This is a genomic window from Pseudomonas sp. A39, from assembly GCF_058145955.1.
In genome coordinates, this window is record NZ_JBYVMD010000002.1 from 251,987 (window position 1) to 272,305 (window position 20,319).

At 61.9% G+C, this 20,319-nt stretch carries 16 protein-coding genes; 5 read left to right on the plus strand and 11 right to left on the minus strand.

Annotation, left to right across the window (positions count from 1 at the left end):
• Positions 1 to 243 precede the first annotated feature (243 nt).
• From AC3ZU9_RS02785 to AC3ZU9_RS02795, 3 genes are read right to left on the minus strand one after another with little or no spacing between them, the layout of a single operon-like run.
• The gene (locus AC3ZU9_RS02785) at positions 244 to 1,341 is read right to left on the minus strand and encodes a DUF1513 domain-containing protein (RefSeq protein ID WP_046035297.1); all 1,098 of its coding nucleotides are present in this window, start codon (positions 1,339 to 1,341) and stop codon (positions 244 to 246) included.
• Positions 1,342 to 1,343: 2 nt separating this feature from the next.
• Positions 1,344 to 2,408, minus strand: coding sequence for an imelysin family protein (locus AC3ZU9_RS02790; protein ID WP_015885667.1), 1,065 nt, complete (start codon positions 2,406 to 2,408; stop codon positions 1,344 to 1,346).
• Positions 2,409 to 2,439: 31 nt separating this feature from the next.
• A complete protein-coding gene (locus tag AC3ZU9_RS02795) occupies positions 2,440 to 3,867 on the minus strand; it encodes a di-heme oxidoreductase family protein (protein ID WP_490090289.1) in 1,428 nt (475 codons plus the stop codon).
• 139 nt (positions 3,868 to 4,006) lie between these two features.
• Between AC3ZU9_RS02795 and AC3ZU9_RS02800 the strand changes: the two genes are divergently transcribed.
• The gene (locus AC3ZU9_RS02800; protein ID WP_015885665.1) at positions 4,007 to 4,570 is read left to right on the plus strand and encodes an NAD(P)H nitroreductase; all 564 of its coding nucleotides are present in this window, start codon (positions 4,007 to 4,009) and stop codon (positions 4,568 to 4,570) included.
• Between the two features lie 123 nt (positions 4,571 to 4,693).
• On the opposite strand, the gene AC3ZU9_RS02805 is transcribed toward AC3ZU9_RS02800, so the two are convergent.
• The 7 genes from AC3ZU9_RS02805 to gap form a co-directional block, all read right to left on the minus strand.
• On the minus strand, positions 4,694 to 6,832 hold the full coding sequence (locus AC3ZU9_RS02805; protein WP_490090296.1) for a methyl-accepting chemotaxis protein: 2,139 nt from the start codon (positions 6,830 to 6,832) through the stop codon (positions 4,694 to 4,696).
• A 138-nt stretch (positions 6,833 to 6,970) separates the two neighbouring features.
• Positions 6,971 to 7,372, minus strand: coding sequence for a YbaN family protein (locus AC3ZU9_RS02810; RefSeq protein ID WP_015885663.1), 402 nt, complete (start codon positions 7,370 to 7,372; stop codon positions 6,971 to 6,973).
• Between the two features lie 148 nt (positions 7,373 to 7,520).
• Positions 7,521 to 8,129 (minus strand): biliverdin-producing heme oxygenase, encoded by a 609-nt coding sequence (locus AC3ZU9_RS02815; RefSeq protein ID WP_490090290.1) that lies wholly within the window; start codon positions 8,127 to 8,129, stop codon positions 7,521 to 7,523.
• A 137-nt stretch (positions 8,130 to 8,266) separates the two neighbouring features.
• A complete protein-coding gene (locus AC3ZU9_RS02820; protein WP_490090291.1) occupies positions 8,267 to 10,837 on the minus strand; it encodes a TonB-dependent receptor in 2,571 nt (856 codons plus the stop codon).
• A gap of 115 nt (positions 10,838 to 10,952) precedes the next feature.
• Positions 10,953 to 11,921 carry a FecR family protein gene (locus AC3ZU9_RS02825; protein WP_015885660.1) on the minus strand — a complete coding sequence of 323 codons (969 nt, stop codon included), beginning with the start codon at positions 11,919 to 11,921 and terminating at the stop codon, positions 10,953 to 10,955.
• A gap of 74 nt (positions 11,922 to 11,995) precedes the next feature.
• Positions 11,996 to 12,514, minus strand: coding sequence for an RNA polymerase sigma factor (locus AC3ZU9_RS02830; protein ID WP_015885659.1), 519 nt, complete (start codon positions 12,512 to 12,514; stop codon positions 11,996 to 11,998).
• 137 nt (positions 12,515 to 12,651) lie between these two features.
• Positions 12,652 to 13,653 carry a type I glyceraldehyde-3-phosphate dehydrogenase gene (gene gap / locus AC3ZU9_RS02835; protein WP_024077195.1) on the minus strand — a complete coding sequence of 334 codons (1,002 nt, stop codon included), beginning with the start codon at positions 13,651 to 13,653 and terminating at the stop codon, positions 12,652 to 12,654.
• Between the two features lie 221 nt (positions 13,654 to 13,874).
• Here gap and edd point away from each other — a divergent pair, with 221 nt between their 5' ends.
• From edd to AC3ZU9_RS02855, 4 genes are all read left to right on the plus strand, one after another.
• Complete coding sequence (edd, locus tag AC3ZU9_RS02840) at positions 13,875 to 15,701, plus strand: phosphogluconate dehydratase (protein ID WP_015885657.1); 1,827 nt, start codon at positions 13,875 to 13,877, stop codon at positions 15,699 to 15,701.
• On the plus strand, positions 15,698 to 16,654 hold the full coding sequence (locus tag AC3ZU9_RS02845; RefSeq protein WP_490090292.1) for a glucokinase: 957 nt from the start codon (positions 15,698 to 15,700) through the stop codon (positions 16,652 to 16,654). The genes edd and AC3ZU9_RS02845 overlap by 4 nt, the downstream gene beginning before the upstream one ends.
• Before the next feature lie 85 nt (positions 16,655 to 16,739).
• A complete protein-coding gene (locus tag AC3ZU9_RS02850; protein WP_252121015.1) occupies positions 16,740 to 17,516 on the plus strand; it encodes a response regulator in 777 nt (258 codons plus the stop codon).
• A gap of 31 nt (positions 17,517 to 17,547) precedes the next feature.
• Positions 17,548 to 18,975, plus strand: a complete 1,428-nt coding sequence (locus tag AC3ZU9_RS02855; protein WP_218189864.1) for an ATP-binding protein — start codon at positions 17,548 to 17,550, stop codon at positions 18,973 to 18,975.
• 123 nt (positions 18,976 to 19,098) lie between these two features.
• On the opposite strand, the gene AC3ZU9_RS02860 is transcribed toward AC3ZU9_RS02855, so the two are convergent.
• A complete protein-coding gene (locus AC3ZU9_RS02860) occupies positions 19,099 to 20,028 on the minus strand; it encodes an AraC family transcriptional regulator (protein ID WP_015885653.1) in 930 nt (309 codons plus the stop codon).
• Positions 20,029 to 20,319 lie beyond the last annotated feature (291 nt).

Sequence of the window (20,319 nt, forward strand, 5' to 3'; positions counted from 1 at the left end):
GCGAGTGAGGTGTTGCATGAAGGACGCGCAGGCAGGACCATCCGACGACACGCTGAGCGCCGAAGTTTTCACGAGAAAGGCGGGGGCAATAAGCAGTAAATTCGCGAGTTTCTGTAGGAATACAGATCTCTAAATGAAAGGTTTTTTCATATTTGCTGTAGGAAAAATGCGGAGTGTTGCTGAGGGAGGGGCATGCGCCAGGGCGTCAGCCCAGGCGCTAAGGCGCTGAAGAGAGTCCCGGCGTTAGATCAGATGCAGATGGTTATCCCAGAGCCCCGCCGGCAGCTCCAACGGTTTTGCAAGCAGTGGGTTCTGGCGGCAGTCGTAGAACCGGCAACGCCCTTGTCCCGACGTCACGACAAACCCATCGTCTACGGCACCGACACCGGCACAGTCGGGCAGCGGCCCATCAAGCCGCAGTTCGCCGCTGTCCATGTCCCAGATGAAGAAGCGGTTGCCACGCGGTGCGGTCAACGCCACCAAGCGCAGCTCGCTGTGCACTGCAACGCTGGCGGTGTAGTGCCCCATGGCCTGCAGCTGTTCATCGGCCACCGGGAATGCCACGAAGGGCTGCCCTGGACGCTTGATCGCCAACAACTCGGAGCGTTCCTGGGACGGCCCCATGAACTGCTGCCCGGTGAGAATGGTGCCGTCGCTGGCGATCCCCATATGGCGCACGCTGTTCATCTGCTGGCCGAGGGTTTCCTTGCTGATCAGCGTACCGTCACGCTGCATCAGCACCAAGCTCGGTTCCATGGCGTTGAGGTTCATCTCCACGCGGCTTTCGGCTTCGGTGCGAATGCCGCCGTTGGCCACCACCAGGGTTTCGCCGTCGGGCATCCACGACACCTGGTGCGGACCGATACCGTGGGTGGAGATTTCGCCAGTGTGCACCAGCCGTTCGCCTTCGAACGTGTACACGCCGAGCAGGCCGCGGCCAGGGTCGGACGTATCGTTTTCGGTGGCGTACAGCCAGTCGCCGCTCTTGTGAATGACCGCGTGGCCATAGAAGTGCCGGTTGGCCTTCGAGGTGATGGTTTGCAGCAACGCGCCATCCCGCAGGTCGATCAGGTAACTCTCGGTGCCCGGGCGACGGGCGACAAACAGCGCAATCGGCAACGTCGGGTGGTTGATGATGTCGTGGCAGCGCTGGCCGACCTGGGTGGCAAACACCGGCTTGCCGTCCAGGCGATAGCCCACGGCGTAGTGCTTGCCGTCCGCATCATCCCGCGCCGAGAGCAGCAGCGGGCCCTTGTCTTTACTTTTGAACAGCGTCCAGCCACCCAACGTGAGTGCGCTGAGCAGCACGCTACCAACGGCCAAAGCCTGTCGCCTGAGCATCATCAGTCACCGTCGTTGGCATTGAAGCCCAGTTGGATGCCCAGCGCCTTGGCCAATTCGCCTTCGTGCAGGCGGTGGACGACGTTGAGGCTGTCATAGATATCGTTGAGCTGCTGGCGCCCGGCATCGTCGGCCAGCAGCTCGTTGAGGGTGCGCGGGTTGCTGTCGAACAGTTTCAGGGACGCGGCGTAGGCGGCGTCGATCTTGTCAGCCAACGGTTTCTGCTCGGACGGCAGCAGGCCGCGCAGGCCTTTGTTGTCGACGCCGACCCACACGGTCTGGGCCGCCGCGAGGCTGGCTTGCAGGCTTTGCAGGGACGACTGGCTACGCCACGCATCGGCCTGGAAAGGCTGCGGGATACCCTTGGTCTGGCGGCCCATCGGCGTGCCGAGCTTTTTCTTCAGGGTGTCCAGTGCGGTCACTTGGACGCGCAGCAGATCGGCAATGGCTTCGTGGGAATCGGCGTAGCGCTGGTTCGGGAACTTGGTCATCTGCGCGAGCATGCCGTCGGTGCTGTTCCAGCTGGCCAGGATCTCTTCGGCGAGCGCCTTCTGGCGATCACCGATGGCCATCAGCAGTGGGCAGTAACGGGCCTTTTGGGCGTCGTCGGCGATATCGGTCTTGGCGTCGTAGAGGATGTATTCGTAGGCCGACAGGCCTTGCACCACCACGCTGGACTTGGCCAGGGCGGCACCGTCGATCTGCGGCTGGCTGGCGACCAGTTGCTCGACCTGGCGACCGACCAGGTTTTTCTTGTCCGGCCAGAACTGCACCTGCCACGCACGGTTGCCTTCAGCCAGCGGGCCGATCAACAGCGGCTGCAGCTCGGCCCAGGCCTTTTGTGCGTGGAGGAAGTCGGCACGCGCGGTGTCCAGGCTCTCTTTACCCTGGCAGTAGGCCAGGGCGCTGACGGCCAGTTGGCGGTCGGCTTCAACCCAGCGGCTGTAGGTGGGCAGAATCACTTGCTTGGCGATGGCCGCCGAGGTCACGGCTTGCGGGTCTTGCGGCGAGCAGGCACCGAGGGCGAGGGCGGCAAGGCTGGTGAACAACAACTTGGGACGGAACATGTCGAGCTCCCTTCTGTAATTGGGGCAAAGCTTATAAAGAATTCAGGAACGCCAGCAACGCAGCGCGCTGCTCGGCATTAAAAGACAACACATGCTGCTGCGCCGCTTGTGCTTCGCCGCCGTGCCACAGCACGGCTTCCAGCAGGTTGCGAGCGCGGCCGTCATGCAGGAACTGGGTGTGGCCACTCACGGTTTGCGTCAAGCCGATACCCCACAACGGCGGCGTGCGCCAGTCGCGGCCGCCGGCCTTGAATTCGCTGCGGTTGTCGGCGAGGCCCGGTCCCATGTCGTGCAACAGCAGGTCGCTGTAGGGGCGGATCACTTGGTTGGCCAGCTCAGGTTCGGCGGCGTTGGCGGCCGTGGTGAACGCGGGCGTGTGGCAACCCTGGCAGCCAGCTTGATAGAACAGGTTTTTACCGGCCAGCACCTGTGGCGTGTTGACGCCTCGGCGCGCCGGTACGGCCAGGTTACGGGTGTAGAACAGCACCAGACGCAGGATATTGTCGCTGACCTCCGGCTCGCCGTCGGGGCCATTGCCGTTAGGGGCTTGTTTGCAGGCGACTTGGGCATCGGTGCAGTCATCGAACGGTCTCAGGGAAGTCGTGAGGCCCATATCACCAGAGAACGCGTGAACATTTTGTTGATTGAGGTTGGGTTGCCCGGCTTTCCAGCCAAAACGCCCGAGCACGGCTTTTTGCTGGGCGTCGTCCCAGACCCAATTGGCGCGGCCGACGATGGCTTCCTTGTCGGCGGTCTTCGGGTCGGTGTTGCGCAGGATATCGGCATCGCTGATGGCTTCGAGCAGGCCCAGGCCGATCATCGGCGGGGCGATGCGGGCGGAGAAGCGTGTGTCCGGATGCATCGGGCCGTAGCCGAGTTGGGTGATTTGCAGGTCCGGCTTGCGTAACTCGACCACGGTGCCGTCCTTGAACGTCACGTTGACCGGTGTGTAGTCCATGCGCACCTTGCCTTCGGGCACTACGCCCGGCACCGCCATGTCCTGCAGTTGCCCGCCGTAGACCGGCTCGGGCACTACGCCGATCTGTTCGATGAGTTTGGCGTAGGGCGCAGCGTCCGGAATCGACAGGCGCACCAGCATCGACACCGCATTGGGTGCGTCGGGCAACGGCGGATGCCCACGGCCGTCCTTGATATGGCAGTTCTGGCAGGCGTTGGTGTTGAACAACGGGCCCAGGCCATCACGCGCCGTGGTGGTGGACGGGGCGATCACCCACGGGCTGCGAAAGAAGCTGTTGCCGACGCTGAAGTCCAGGCGCCGCGTGGGCGACAGGTTCGCCGAGGGCAAGGAAAACGCGTTCTGGTCGCGCTTGTTCACCGTCGCAGCGCCGCCCGCCCGTGATTCACCCGGCTCGGCCTTGGTAAACCTGGGCGCGTCATCGCAGGCAGTCAGGCTCAAGGCCAGCAACCCTGCGGACAGGCGAAAAAGCGAACGGAACATCGGGTTTCCTGAGTGAAGGCGCAAAATAGGGGCGCAAAGTCTAACAGGGCGGGGCGCAATGAATAAGAGCAATTATCGTTTGGTGGTATCCGATTCATTCCCGCTAGAATGACCGCACATTTTTTTCTGGAGGTGGCCAATGCAGGCTCTCGACGCTTTGCTCAACCGTGTTTCCGTGCCGCGCCTGCTGGAACCGGCACCGACCCAGGAGCAGCGCGACGTGCTGTTCGCCGCCGCCATGCGTGCACCCGACCACGGCCAGCTGCGTCCTTGGCGTTTCCTGACGGTTGAAGGGGCTGCCCGTGAGCAAATGGGCACGCTGCTGGCCGAGGCTGCGCGCCTGCAAGATGCGGACGCACCGCAAGCCGCCATCGACAAGGCCCAGAACGGCCCGCTGCGTGCGCCGCTGGTGGTGGTGGTGATTGCCCGTTTGCAGGAACACTTCAAGGTGCCCAAGTCCGAACAACGGCTGGCCGCCGCCTGCGCGGCCCACGGCATCCTGCTGGCCGCGTATGCCCAGGGGATTGGTGCGGTGTGGCGCACCGGTGAGTTGTCCTACTCGGCCCACGTCGCCAAAGGCCTGGGGCTGACGGCGGATGAGGAAGTGATTGGCTTCCTCTATTTGGGTACGCCGCAGAACCCGCCGCGTACGGCGGCTAAGGAAGATGTGGCGGCGTTCGTCCAGGCCTGGCAGGGTCTTTAGCCGTTCGTGGACCCCATGTGGGAGGGGGCTTGCCCCCGATAGCGGTGTGTCAGCTACAGATAAGTAGACTGATACTCTGCCATCGGGAGCAAGCCCCCTTCCACATTGCTCCTTTGGTGTTATTTAAACCTTGAACTGATCCATGAGTTTCATCTGCTGGCTGGCCAAGGCATTGAGTTGGCTGCTGATGGCCGCCGACTCAGTCGCCTGCCCGGTCAGGGTTTCGGTCACGGTGCGGATCGCCGAGACATTGCGGTTGACCTCTTCGGCCACCGCGCTTTGTTGTTCGGCGGCGCTGGCGATCTGCAGGTTCATGTCGCTGATCACGGTGACAGCATCGCTGATCTTGCCCAGGGCCTGCACCGCTTGATGGATCTGCCCCGCATTGCTCTGGGCCTGGCTTTGGCTCGAATGCATGGTGGCCACCACGCCACGGGTGCCGCTCTGGATGCGTTCGATCACCAGGCGGATTTCCTCCACCGAATCCTGGGTGCGCTTGGCCAGGTTGCGCACTTCGTCGGCCACCACCGCAAACCCACGGCCACTTTCCCCGGCGCGCGCCGCTTCGATGGCGGCGTTGAGGGCCAGCAGGTTGGTCTGCTCGGCAATACTGCGGATCACTTCCAGCACTGAGCCGATCTGCTCGCTATTGACCGCCAGGGCTTCGACTTCCGTCACCGCCTTGCTGACTTCCTCGGCCAGGGTCGTGATATCCCGTGTGCTCTGTTCAATGATTTGCATGCCTTCGCGTGCCGATTGATCGGCACCGCGTGCCGCGTTGGCAGCATTCGAGGCGCTGTTGGCGACGTCGTGGGCGGTGGCGCTCATTTCATTGGACGCGGTGGCCACTTGGTCGATTTCGCGGAACTGCACCTGCATGCCTTCACTGGTCTGGCGCGCGATGGCGGAAGACTGGTCCGCCGTGCCCCGGGCTTCGGTGATGCTCTGCTTGATTTGGGCGATGGTCGGTTGCAGCTTGTCGAGGAAGCGGTTGAACCAGTTCACCAGTTCGCCCAGTTCATCCTTTTTGGCATAGGCCAGGCGTTGGGTGAGGTCGCCTTCGCCGCTGGCGATGTCCTTGAGCATGGCGGCCACGCTGTTGATCGGACGGGTCACGCCGGTGGCGGTCAGCCAGATCAGCAGCAGGCCAAGCAGGCACGCGGCGGCGCCTACCAATAAGGCCTTGAGAGTGCCGCTGGCCTGGGCGGCGTCGAGCACGCCTTGCAGTTTCGTGGCGTCGGCAAGCATCACGTGTTTGGGCAGTTTGATCACCACGCCCCAGGCTTTTGCATCGGCAATCGGTTTGACCGGGTAGACCGCACGGATCGTATCGCCCTGTTCGCGGTTGACGTTGGTGCCACTGGCCAGCAGTTGCACGATTTCCTTGCCTTCGGTACCCAGAATGTCGACCAGGTTTTTGCCAACTTTGTCTGATTCACCGCTGTAGGCGGCAATCAGGCCGGTGCTGGACAGGATCTCCAAGTGCGCCGCACCGTCAAACAGTTCTTTTTGTGCCGAGTCCGTCGCCGCTTGCAGGCTGTTGAGCCCGATATCGACACCGACCACGCCGATCACTTTGCCGTCCACGATCAGCGGTAGGGAGATAGTGGTCATCAGTACCGGTGTGCCAGTCACCGTGTCTTCGTACGGGTCCAGCAGACAAATACTGCGGGTGTCTCGTGGACAGGTGTACCAAATGTTGTAGGGCGTTCCGCTGAGGTTGAGGGTGGTCTTGGTCAGATCTTCCTCAACCATGAGGGTGTTCAAACCTTCACCACCGACGCGGTTCCAGTAGCTGGAGAAACGGCCTTTTTCGTTGGAGGCGCGGGCCTTGTCGTCGACGAAATCACTGTCCTTGCCATCCAGGCCATTGGGCTCGAACGACAGCCAGACACCGAGCACCTTGCTGTTGCGTTCGAAGGTGGTTTTCAGGCTCTGGTTGAGTTCTTCACGCAAGGCGCCTGGGTCCAGTGAGCGTTTGATGGCGAGGTTGCGCAGGTCTTTGACTTGGTCGGCGAGGGCGGTCACCACCAGCAGGTTCTCGCCGAAGGTTTTCTGAAGTTGCACCGCCTGTTCGGCAGCCTTGGATTGCAGCAGGTTCTGGACGCTGCTTGTGAGCATTCGTGAGCTTGAATCGCTGATCAGATGGTCGTTCTGATCGGTCTCGTAGAGGTTGATGCTGATGATCAGCGCTATCACCCCCAACAGGCAAAGACCGGACAGCAGCACAATTTTCAAGCGGATGGAGAGGGTGTTGAACATAGGTTCACTCACGAATGCACTCATGGGTATGCAAGCACCAGAGCCAAGTCCATTCAGCGCTATGTCTGAAACATCGGCGTCATAAATCAATACATGAGAGGCAGGCGATGAACGGCGCGTAAGCGCCTGTACGCGCCGTTATACGGGCTGTGCGAGCCGTTCGGGGCGTGACCAGATCCACAGGTTGCCCAGGCTCATCCCGGCAATCGCCAGGTAGATCGGCCAGCCGTGGTCGAGCATCACCAGCATCAGCGTGGCGCAGAGCAGCATGCTCACGGTGGCGCTGACCTTGGCCCGCCGGGCGATGATCTTGCCGTTACGCCAGTTGGACAGGATCGGCCCGAACAGCCGATGGTTTTCCAGCCAGGCGCTGAGACGCGGCGAGCTTTTGGTGGCGGCCCAGGCGGCCAGCAGGATGAATTCGGTGGTGGGCAAACCCGGTATGACAATCGCCACCAACCCGATGCCCAGGCTGACGTAGGCCAGCAGGCCGAAGAGGATCCGGGCGATTTTCGAGGTGGATGGGGTTTTGCGGGTCATGGTTTATTTGTAACGTCGCGAAGTGAGCGCCAACTGTGGGAGGGGGCTTGCCCCCGATGGCAGTAGTTCAGTCACTGTAGAGGGTGACTGGTACTCAGCTATCGGGGGCAAGCCCCCTCCCACAGTTGATGGCATTTCAATCTGGAGGTCAGGCCAATTCAGGGGCGCTAGCGTACGCCTGTTCCAGCAATACGGTGAAGCGTACAAACGCGTCGATCGCGCCTTTTTCCACAGCAGCTTCTTCTTCGGCGCTGAATGGCAGGGCGTCGAGAGTGCGCGTGAAGCTTTTCCAGCCTTCGGCACGACCACCGGCCGGCTCACCCAGATGGCGGGCACCGAAGGTTTCACTCAGGCCCAGGCCCACGGCGCGCTTGATCAGGAACGCGGCGCCCAGCTTGGAACCTTCGGACACAAACAGCCAGCCCAGGGCTTCGGCCTTGCTCGGGTTTTTCACGGCGCCGGCGACCGGTGCAGGCACGTCGGTGTCCAGGTCGCCCAGGTCCAGCTTGGCGGCTTCGGCGCGGCAGCGCTCGGCCAGGTCCGGCACGATCTTGATCAATTCGGCATCGTTGTACAGGGCCACCAGTTCCGATTGGAACAGGTATTGCGCCACCACGAAACGGGCGAAGTTGGCTTGGGTTTCAAACGGGGCATGAGCCTTCACCAGTGCGTCGAGCCTGGTGTGTGGCTCGTGGGTGATCTGGTTCAGGCGCTGGGAGCGCAGGCTTGGGCGTTCAGCGGTAGGGGAAGCGGTCATGAAAAAAGTCCTTGAGAAGGGAAGCGCCTGGGTGCCCGAAAGAGAGCTGTTATCAACTAGACGAACAAGAAGACGCGGCACAGTAAAAAATCCTCACCCCGGCGCTGAATAATTACGCCGGGGTGAGGCGGGTTTCATCAGATGTCCCAGATCACGTTGATCGCAAAGTTGCGACCTGGCTGGGTCAGGCGGTCGAGGTTGGCCGGGGAGGTCACACCGGCTTCGCCGACGCCGTCGTAGCTGCGCACGTCGTCCCAGTTCCAGTACTTCTTGTCGGTCAGGTTGTAGAGGCCGCCGTTGACGGTCACGTCGTGGGTGACCTTGTAGAAACCGGTCAGGTCGACGATGCCGAAGCCTGGGGTCTTGAACGGGGCACTGGTGGTGTTGCCGTCGGGCGAGAAGAACGTATTTTTGTCGACGCGGTTCTGTTTCTTGACCAGGGTCCAACTGACCAGGGCGCCATATTGCTCCTGGTCATAACCCAGGCCGAACACGCCCTTGAGTGGGTTGACACTGTTGAGCGGCTGGCCGGTTTCGTCGTTACGGCCGTAGGCGTAGGCCACGGCGCCCTGTGTATACAGACCCTGCGGTGAGCCGAAGGCGTCCAGGTTCATGCGGCCCTTGGCTTCAATGCCCTTGATGGTGGCGCGTTTGATGTTGAAGGGTTGGAAGATCGTGCCGGTCGGACTTACCGAGGTGTTGTCCTCGTCGATGAAGTCCTTGTACTTGTTGTAGAACACCGCGACATCGAAGTTGCCCGCGTCGAAGTTGCCGCGAATCCCGGTCTCGATGCCTTTGCTGGTTTCCGGCTTAAGGTCCGGGTTGGGCTCGACCACGTAACCTTGCTGGAGGTTTTCAAAGCGACCGTACAACGCCTTGGCCGACGGCGTGCGGAAGCCTTCGGCGTATTGGCCGAACCAGGTGTAGTGATCGGTCAGCGCGTAGGTCAGGCCGAATTTCGGCGAGACCCGGTGCCAGGTCTTGGTGCTGTCGTCGTGGGGGTAAATGCGGGTCGGGTCGGTGGCGTTGAGGAAGTCCTCGGTCAGCTTGGGCTTGAGCTGGGTGTAGTCGTAGCGAACGCTGGGCAGGAAGGTCCAGTTGTTCCAGGCGATCTGGTCCTGGGCAAACAGCGAGTAGGTGTTGATGGTCGGGTCTGGGAAGTCGCTGGCCTTGCGCACGCTGTCACCGGCCGAGGGGCTGGGTGCGCCGATGGCCGTGCAACCACTGCCGACGGCCAGGCAGGTGGCGGCGCCTTCGCGCGAACCGGTGACTTTCTGCTGCTTGAGGGTGGTGCCGTACGTGACGTGGTGATCGGTTTCGCCGAGGCTGAAAGCCTTGTCCAGCTGGGCGTCGAACACCCATTGCCGTTCTTGGTACAAGGTCTCGCGGGTACGCAATACGCGTCGACTTGGCTGGTAGATTTCGGCCGTCGTCTGGTCGGTCTTGGCAATCTGGTAGTTGAGGCTGGTCTTGATGCGGTCGGCAATCGGCGACTCGAGGGCAATGCTGTTTTCCAGGCCGAAGCGTTCGCGGGTAATGGTGTCGTTGCCGGTACGGGCACGGTACCAGTTCGAGACGAAGGGGCCGGCGTTGAACGGGCCGCCCACGGCGTTCTTGAGGTTGGTGTCGCGATCATCCTTGTACTTTTCATACGTCAGGCCCAGGCGGTTGTCATCGCCGTAGTTCCAACCGAGCTTGGCCAGGATATTGGTCGTACGTGCGTCTTCCGGGTTGGCGCCGGTGCGGGCCAGGCCGGTGGCGTTGTTGCCGTCGTAGGACTCCATCTCGTGGCCATTGCGCTGGCTCAGGTGCAGCAAGCCGTCGACGTCCTGCACACGGCCGGCGACGGTGCCGGAGGTCAGCCAGCTTTCGTCGGCGGAGCTGTAGCCAGTCTTCAGGCGCGCGCCGACGTCCTGGCCGGGCTTGATGATGTCGTCCGGATCGAGGGTGAAGTAACTCACCGCGCCACCAATCGCGCTGCTGCCGTACAGGGCCGACGCCGGGCCGCGCAGGATCTCCACGCGCTTGACGATTTCCGGGTCGACGTAGTTGCGACGGGTCTTGGCGTAGGGGCCGTTGAAGAAGTTGTCCGGCACTTCCACGCCGTCCACCTGGGTGAGGATGCGATCGCCGTCGATGCCGCGAATGTTGAAACCGGCGTTACCGGCACGGGTGCCGGCGCCGCCGACTGAAACGCCAGGCTCGTAGCGCACCAGTTCGCGAATGGTGTTGACGTTCTGGCGGTCCAGCGCTTCGCGCTCATGCACGCTGACGGTGCTCGGCACGCTGCTCACATCCTGCTCGTTACGGGTGGCGCTGATGGTCACCTGTTGCAGGTTGAGGGCGCCACCCGCTGCGCGCTTTTCCAGGACGATGCTGTTGCTGCCCAGTTTGCGGTAGCTCAGGTTGGTCCCCACCAACAGCCGGTCCAGGGCTTTTTCCGGCGACAACGGGCCGCTTACGCCAGGGGACGATACACCCTTGCCCAGTTCCGCCGGCAGGCCGACTTGCCAGCCGGTCACGGCGGTAAAGGCGTTCAGTGCCGAAACCAGCGGCTGCTGCTCGATGCTGAAGGTGTAATTGCCGTGGCTGCGCGGGGCAGGTTCGGCGGCGGTGGCGGTCATCACTGGCGCAGCGGCCAACAGGATGGCTGCCGTCAGCAAGGACAGGACGGGCGAAGAGGACCGGCGGTTGAAACAAGAGGACATCGAGAGCGCTCCGGGGTACGAGTCTTATAGTTGCGAACTGAGACAAATAGGAATCAGTTGCATTGGCTAAGACGAGACGTACCACCGACAGCTATCGAGTAAAAATAATTCTCATTTAGTTCAAGATCACCAGCGCCGGGTATTCCGACAGCTTGGCCGAGGTGATGTGCGCCAGCGAACGCACCACGTCCAGGGGCTGGTCGAGGCGGTAATTGCCGGTGACGGCGACGCTGGCGAGTTGGTCGTTGGTGTTGACGATCCAGCCGGGGTAATAGCGACGCAGCTCGGCGAGCACTTCGCTCATCGGGCAGTTTTCGAAGATCAGCCGGCCTTGCACCCAGGCCAAGTCCTTGTTGGCGTCCAGTTTGGCGGGTTGGCCAAAGCCCTTGGGCCCGATGCGGATACTTTCACCGGCGCTCAGGCGCACACGGGCATCGTCGAAGGTATTGCTCAGGTCCACATCGCCGCGCTGCACTTGCACCTGCGCTTCGCCATTGAGGTAGCGCACGGCGAAGGCGGTATCGCGCACGCTGGCGCGTACGGGGCCGGCGTCGATCTCCAGGGGCAGGCCATGGCTGGGCACGACGTCGAAAAACGCTTCGCCCTGGTACAGGCGGGCGATGCGCTGGTGGTCCTTGATGCTGCTGGAAAACGCCGAGTTGGTGTTGAGTAGTACTTTGGAGCCATCGTCCAATTGCAGGCGCTGGCGTTCGCCCACCACGGTGAGGTGGTCGGCTTGCAGGCGTACCGGCAGGTTGCTGAAGCTGAACAGGCCGATCAACAGCACGGCGGCAGTGGCCAGCGGTTTCCAATGCGGCTTGACCCGGCGCCAGGCGCTGGGTTTGCGCGGCGCGGCCAGTGCGACAGCAGCGCTGTGGACCGGCGCGCCACCCCAGGCGGCTTGGGCCTTGCCGAACGCGTGGACATGCGCGGGGTCGCTGGCCAGCCAGGCTTCGAATTCAGCCTGCTGCCCGGGCAGCGGGCACTGCAGGGCGATCAGCCAGTCGAGGGCTTGGTCCATAGCCGTGTCTTGCAACACCTCATGAGCCAGCTCATGGGGGCGCAGTTTATTCGGGTCCGTCACGGTGTTCCTCGGGTCTTCGCCACGTTCTATTCAACTTTCCTACAGCTTAGGTCGACGTTTCTGTCGGGAGAAGCTTAAGGCCGATCCAGCCGTTCGGCCACACCTACACAGATGGCCATGATCAATTTCAGTTCCTTTTGCACGGTGCTCAAGGACACTTCCAACTGATCCGCGATCTCCTGGTAACTGCAACCGTGCAGGCGGCTGAGGATGAAAATCTGCTGTTGGCGGGCGCTCAACTGGCCGAGGCTGACACTCAGGGCTTCAAGCATCTGCTCGGCCTGGGTGGCGTCTTCGGGGGTGCTGATGGGCGCGGCGACGCTTTGCAGGACGTCCATCGGAACATCTTCCTGCAGCGTACGGGCCTGGATCCTACGCGCGCGCAGATGATCCAGCGCGAGGTTGCGCGCAGTTTGATAGACGAAGGGCTCAAGGTGATCGATCGGCCGCTCACTGAGGGCCCGGGTGACGCGCAGGTAGGTTTCCTGCAACAGGTCCTCGGCGGTGCTGTGGTTATTCACCATCCGCTGCAAGGTGCGAAGCAGAACCACCCGTTGGGTGATAAAGACGTGGTTGAAGCGAGATTGGCTCACAGTGATACCAGACCGGTTTGCAGTTAATGATAATGCTTATCATCAACTCAAATGGCAAGTGGCTATTGCTGTGAGCCTGTATCGATCAAATGTGGGAGGGGGCGAGCCCCTCCCACACAAGCCCTGCACAACTCAAATTATTCCGCGTTGCACAGCGCCAGGCAGTTATCCAGCATACGGTTCGAGAAGCCCCACTCGTTGTCATACCAGGCCAGCACTTTCAGCAATTTGCCGCTGACTTTGGTGTGATTGGCATCGAAGATCGACGACAGCGGGTTATGGTTGAAGTCACTGGAAACCAGCGGCAGGGTGTTGTAGCCGAGGATCTTCGAGTGTTGGCTGGCTTCTTTCAGCAGCGCGTTGACTTCTTCGGCACTGGCTTCTTTCTTCAACTGCACAGTGAGGTCCACCAGCGACACGTTGATCACCGGTACCCGCACGGCCATGCCGGTCAGCTTGCCCGCCAGTTCCGGCAGCACCAGGCCGACCGCTTCGGCGGCGCCGGTCTTGCTTGGGATCATGTTCTGGGTGGCCGAACGCGCGCGGTACGGGTCGGTGTGGTAGACATCGGTGAGGTTCTGGTCGTTGGTGTAGGCGTGAATCGTGGTCATCAAGCCGCTTTCGATGCCCAACTCGCGGTGCAGCACCTGGGCGACCGGCGCCAGGCAGTTGGTGGTGCACGAGGCGTTGGAGATGATCTGGTGCGATTGACGCAAAATGTCATGGTTGACGCCGTAGACCACCGTGGCGTCCGCGCCCTTGGCCGGTGCCGAGATGATCACCTTGCGTGCGCCGGCGGTAATATGGGCGGCAGCCTTGTCACGGTCGGTGAACAGGCCGGTGCATTCAAACACCACGTCGATCTTGTGCGCGGCCCACGGCAGGTCGGCCGGGTTGCGGATGGCACTCACGGCAATCCGGTCACCATTGACGGTCAGGCTTTCCTGATCGTGGGCGACCTCTGCTTCGAAAGTGCCATGTACGGTGTCGTATTTGAGGAGATGGGCATTGATCGAACTGTCGCCCAGATCATTGATGGCGACGATCTGCAAATCCTGGCGGTAGCCTTGGGTATACAGTGCGCGCAGGACATTACGGCCGATACGGCCAAAACCATTGATTGCGATACGAAGAGTCATTGGAAAGTGCCTGTCGTCGATTTGTTGTAAGAATTACAAGATTATTCGCATAAAAATAGAAAACAAGCCTTTTTAGTGGCAATATTTTGTTCAATCTACAACGAGCGACCTGAATCAACTGGTCCGATGATCCAAACGACTCCCTGCCATCCCATGCGCTGCGGGCGTTTGATCAGCATAGACACTCAGGTCGCCACATCCGTTAGCCTGGAGTTCTACACATGCATCCCCGCGTCCTTGAGGTCACCGAACGGCTTATCGCCCGCAGCCGCGCCACCCGCGAGGCTTACCTTGCGCTCATTCGCGGCGCAGCCAGCGACGGTCCGATGCGCGGCAAGCTGCAATGCGCCAACTTCGCCCATGGCGTGGCCGGTTGCGGCACCGAAGACAAAAACAGCCTGCGCATGATGAATGCCGCCAACGTGGCAATTGTTTCTTCATATAACGACATGCTCTCGGCGCACCAGCCGTACGAACATTTCCCGGAACAGATCAAGAAAGCCCTGCGCGAAGTCGGCTCGGTCGGCCAGTTCGCCGGCGGCACCCCGGCGATGTGCGACGGCGTGACCCAGGGCGAGCCCGGCATGGAGCTGAGCCTGCTCAGCCGCGAAGTGATTGCCATGTCCACGGCGGTAGCGCTGTCTCACAACATGTTCGACGCCGCGCTGATGCTGGGTATCTGCGACAAGATCGTCCCCGGCCTGATGATGGGGGCGCTGCGCTACGGCCACCTGCCGATGATCTTCGTACCGGGCGGGCCAATGCCGTCGGGTATTTCCAACAAACAGAAGGCCGACGTGCGCCAGCGCTACGCCGAAGGCAAGGCCACCCGCGAAGAGCTGCTGGAATCGGAGATGAAGTCCTACCACAGCCCCGGCACCTGCACCTTCTACGGCACTGCCAACACCAACCAGCTGTTGATGGAAGTGATGGGCCTGCACTTGCCGGGCGCCTCGTTCGTCAACCCGTACACACCGCTGCGTGATGCGCTGACCCGCGAAGCCGCACACCAGGTCACGCGCCTGACCAAGGCCAACGGCAACTTCACGCCGATCGGCGAGATCGTCGACGAGAAATCCATCGTCAACTCGATCATCGCGCTCAATGCCACCGGCGGGTCCACCAACCACACCCTGCACATGCCGGCCATCGCGATGTCGGCGGGCATCATCCTCACCTGGGACGACATGGCCGACCTCTCCGAGGTGGTGCCGACCCTGTCCCACGTGTATCCAAACGGCAAGGCCGACATCAACCACTTCCAGGCGGCGGGCGGCATGTCGTTCCTGATCCGCGAATTGCTCGAAGCCGGCCTGCTCCATGAAGACGTCAACACCGTGGCCGGCAAGGGCCTGAGCCGTTACACCCAGGAACCGTTCCTGGTCGACGGCGAGCTGATCTGGCGCGACGGCCCCATCGAAAGCCTCGACGAAACCATCCTGCGCCCCGTGGCCCGTGCGTTCTCGCCCGAAGGCGGCTTGCGCGTGATGGAAGGCAACCTTGGCCGTGGCGTGATGAAAGTCTCGGCCGTGGCGCCGGAGCACCAGATCGTTGAAGCACCTGCCGTGGTGTTCCAGGATCAGCAGGACCTGGCCGACGCCTTCAAGGCCGGGCAACTGGAAAAAGACTTTGTCGCGGTCATGCGCTTCCAGGGCCCACGGTCCAACGGCATGCCCGAATTGCACAAGATGACGCCGTTCCTCGGCGTGCTGCAGGACCGCGGCTTCAAGGTCGCACTGGTAACAGACGGGCGGATGTCCGGCGCGTCGGGTAAGATCCCCGCCGCGATTCACGTCAACCCCGAAGCCCAGAGCGGCGGGCCACTGGCGCGGGTGCGCGATGGCGATATCATTCGCGTGGATGGCGTGAAGGGCACCTTGGAGCTTAAGGTGGACGCCGAAGAGTTTGCAGCGCGCGCGCCTGCCACGGGCCTGTTGGGCAATAACGTGGGGGCCGGTCGCGAGCTGTTTGCATTTATGCGCATGGCCGCAAGCTCCGCAGAGCAGGGCGCCAGCGCCTTTACCTCTGCCTTGGAGACGCTTAAGTGAAGTTAGCGCTGGTCGGTGACATCGGGGGCACCAATGCCCGTTTTGCGTTGTGGCGGGATCAGGAACTGCATTCGATCCGTGTGCATGCCACGGCGGATCACACGAGTCCTGAAGAGGCGATCAAGGTCTACCTCAACGAGGAAGGCCTGGAAATCGGGGACATCGGCGCGGTGTGCCTGTCAGTCGCCGGGCCAGTGAGCGGGGATGAATTTAAATTCACCAACAATCACTGGCGCCTGAGCAAGACTGCCTTCTGCAAAACCCTGCAAGTGGATGAGCTGCTGCTGGTCAATGACTTCTCGGCCATGGCCCTGGGCATGACCCGTCTCAAGCCCGACGAATTCCGCGTGGTCTGCGCAGGCACGCCGGAGCCGTTGCGCCCGGCGGTGGTGATCGGCCCGGGCACCGGCCTGGGTGTCGGTACGTTGCTGGACCTCGGCGCAGGCCGCTTTGCGGCGTTGCCGGGGGAGGGCGGGCATGTCGATTTGCCGCTGAGCAGCCCACGGGAAACCCAGTTGTGGCAGCACATCTACAGCGAGATCGGTCACGTCAGTGCGGAAACCGCGTTGAGCGGTGGCGGGTTGCCGCGTCTGTACCGTGCGATTTGTGCGGTTGATGGCCACACACCGGTCCTGGAAACGCCCGAGGCCATCACGGCCGCAGGCCTGGCCGGTGACCCGGTGGCGATGGAAGTATTGGACCAGTTCAGCATCTGGCTGGGCCGCGTCGCAGGCAATAATGTGCTGACCACCGGTGGACGCGGTGGTGTGTATATCGTGGGCGGGGTGATACCGAGGTTTGCCGACTTCTTTATCAGCAGTGGCTTTGCCAAGAGCTTCAGTGACAAAGGCTGCATGAGCGACTACTTCAAGGGCATTCCGGTGTGGTTGGTGACGGCGCCGTATTCCGGGTTGACCGGGGCGGGTGTGGCGCTCGAACAGGCTTTTGCATAGGCAGTGATGGCCCTGTCGGGGGCAAGCCCCGTCCCACAGTTTGATGTGTGAATACATTCAAAGTGTGGGAGGGGGCTTGCCCTCGATGAGGCCATCAAGTACACCCCATAACAACAAGGAGGACCCCGTGAGCGTAATCAGTAAATCGATTCTCCTCGTCGACGACGACCAGGAAATCCGCGAATTGCTGCAGACCTACCTCAGTCGCGCCGGCTTCCAGGTGCGTGGCGTGCCGGATGGCGCGGGGTTCCGCCAGGCGATGAACGAGGCGCCCTGCGACCTGGTCATCCTTGATGTGATGTTGCCAGACGAAGACGGTTTCAGCCTCTGCCGCTGGATCCGCCAGCACCCGCGCCAGGCGCAGGTGCCGATCATCATGCTCACCGCCAGCTCCGACGAGGCCGACCGCGTGATCGGCCTGGAGCTGGGTGCCGATGACTACATCGGCAAGCCTTTCAGCCCCCGCGAGCTGCAGGCGCGGATCAAGGCCCTGTTGCGCCGTTGCCAGTTCGGCCAGGAGCGCAGCAGTGGCGGCGATGTGCTGGTGTTTGATGAGTGGCGCCTGGATATGATCAGCCACCGCCTGTTCCACGTGGATGGCGAAGAGGTGATCCTCTCCGGTGCCGACTTTGCCCTGCTCAAATTATTTCTCGACCACCCGCAACAGATCCTCGACCGCGACACCATCGGCAACGCCACCCGTGGCCGCGACCTGATGCCGTTGGACCGTATCGTCGACATGGCTGTCAGCCGCCTGCGCCAACGCCTGCGCGATACCGAAAAACCGCCGAGGCTGATCCGTACGGTGCGCGGCAGTGGGTATCAACTGGCAGCCAGCGTGGTTGCCGGCAATGCCCACTGAACCATTGACCGAGCGCCGTCGGCGCTTCCCGGTGCCGCGCTCGCTGTTGGGGCGCATGCTGCTGCTGACGCTGCTGGCCGTGTTGTTTGCCCAAGCGCTGTCCAGTGTGATCTGGGTGTCGCAGTTGCGTGCCACCCAGCTCGAAGGGCTGGTCACCAGCGCCCGCAGCCTGGCGCATTCGATGACCGCCAGCGTGAGTTACTTCCGTTCGTTGCCGGTGGCGTATCGGCCGTTGGTGCTGGACCAATTGCGCAGCATGGGCGGCACGCGTTTTGTGGTGACCCTCAATGATCGTCCGCTGGACATGGCCATCCTGCCGCAGACCCCGCGTAAACAGGCGGTGCTCGAGGCGGTGGACGAGGTGTTGAAACAAACCCTCGGCGCCGATGTGCACATGTCGGTGGAGTTCGTCAGCGCCGAAGACCTGCGTATCTTCAACGCCGGCCTGAAACTCGATGAACTGCCGCGCTCCTGGGCGCACTACGCCCTGACCCTGGAACCGGTGAACCCGCCGGTGCTGGTCACCCAGATCCAACTCGCCCAGGGCGAATGGCTGTACATCGCCTCGCTGCTGCCCGAGCCCTACACCAGCCTTGAAGAACAAGGCCTGCCGTCCCAGCAAGTGTGGTTTATCGTGCTGACCAGCGGTTTCCTGCTGCTGTTTATCGGGTTGCTGGTGCACTGGCAGAGCCGGCCGCTCAAGCGCCTGGCGCGGGCGGCGCGGGACATGTCCCTGGGGGCCGATGTTGAGCCGGTGGCCGAAGGCGGCGGCAGCGAAGTGGTGGAAGTAGGGCGTGCGTTCAATGCCATGCGCGAGCGCATCAGCCGCTACCTGACCGAACGCAGCCAATTGTTCAGTGCGATCTCCCACGACTTGCGCACGCCGATCACCCGCCTGCGCCTGCGCGTTGAATTGCTTGAAGACGAAAACCTGCAAGCCAAGTTTGGCCGCGACCTGGATGAGTTGGAGTTGCTGGTGAAGGGCGCGCTGCAATGTGTGAAAGACACCGATATCCACGAAAACATCGAGCCGGTCGACCTCAATCACGTGCTCGACTGCCTGGTGGAGCCGTATCTGGCGCCTAACGGTAATGGCCGCGTGACTCAACATGGCCGCGCCCTGAGCACTTATCCGGGCAAGCCGCTGGCGCTCAAGCGTTGCATCGGCAACTTGATCGACAACGCCTTGAAGTACGGGCAGAACGCGCATTTGCACATCGAGGACGATGGCGCGGAGTTCATCCTGCACGTGGATGACGAAGGCCCCGGCGTGCCGGAGCAGCGGTTGGAGCAGGTGTTCGAACCGCACTTCCGCCTGGCCGGGCAGCAGCAGGGTTACGGCTTGGGCTTGGGGATAGCGCGCAACATTGCGCATAGCCATGGCGGCGAAGTGAGTTTGCAGAATCTGCGCGAGGGTGGGTTGCGGGTGACCCTGCAACTACCGCGCGGCTTAGACTGAACACAAGCGGTCAACGTGTGGGAGGGGGCTTGCCCCCGATGACAGTATGTCAGTCAGCTTAGTCTGTAGCTGACCCACCGCAATCGAGGGCAAGCCCCCTCCCACATTTTGATCTTCATTGGGTCAGATGCTCTGGCGCAACCGCGCCAGGTCACGCAACGGCGGCGCCCCAAACAATCGGCTGTATTCCCGACTGAACTGCGACGGGCTTTCATACCCCACGCGATACCCCGCCGCCGACGCTTCCAACCCTTCGGCAATCATCAATCGCCGGGCCTCCTGCAAGCGCAGTTGCTTCTGATATTGCAGCGGACTCATGGCGGTGATTGCTTTGAAGCGGTGGTGCAAGGTCGAGACGCTCAGGTTCACTTCCTTGGCCAGGTCATCGATACGCAGCGGTTGTTCGTAGTTGCCATTCAACCACTTGATCGCCTGGCTGACGCGATGGCTCTGACTGTTGGCCACGGCAATTTCATACAGCCGATAACCCTGCGGGCCCCGCAACAGGCGATAGAGAATTTCCCGGTTGATCAATGGCGCGAGCATCGCGATGTCTTTGGGCGTATCGAGCAGGCGCGCCAGGCGCAGCACGGCGTCGAGCAATTGGGTGTCGATACGGTCCACGTACATGCCACGGGAGGTTGGACGCGTCGGCACGCCCATCGGGCCGGCTTCGGCAATCAAGGCGGTGAGCTGGGCCGGGTCGATATTGATGCGTACCGACAGGTTCGGGTCTTGCGGGGTGGCATCAATGATCCGCCCGGCCACCGGCATGGCCACCGAAAAGACTAAATAGTTGAGCGGGTCGTAGGCGAAGATTTCGTCAGCCAGGCGCACTTCCTTGCTGCCGCTGGCCAGAATGCACAGGGCCGGCTCGACCAGCACCGGCATGAAGTCGCGCGGCGTGTTGTGGCGGTTCAGGTACAGCGTCGTGATGGCCGTGCCGTAGGAGCCTTCTTCCCAGGTATGCCGGTGCACGATACTGGCCAGCTCGGCGCGCTGTTTTTCCATCTCGGCATCGAGGGGGATGGATTTGGATTCGGGCGACGGCATGGGGCGTCCTCTACAGGCTGCGGTGATGGGGGCAAGCTTAGCGGCGACGGTTCAAACCGTGTTACGTCGATTCTGCACAATCCTTGCCTGATCCTGCGCCCTATCGTGAATCAGGCAAGCAGCGGGCCTGTCATCTCCCTGAAACACGGCGTTTGTCCGTGGAATAAAGCCCTGGGCCGAACGTCCTCTCTACGCTTCTCGCAGGATTGTGCAATAAGCCGGCAGGAATCGACTAACCGCGTGCTCACCCGCGCCGTTATCTTTGATCCTGTGGCAACACACCCTCACAGT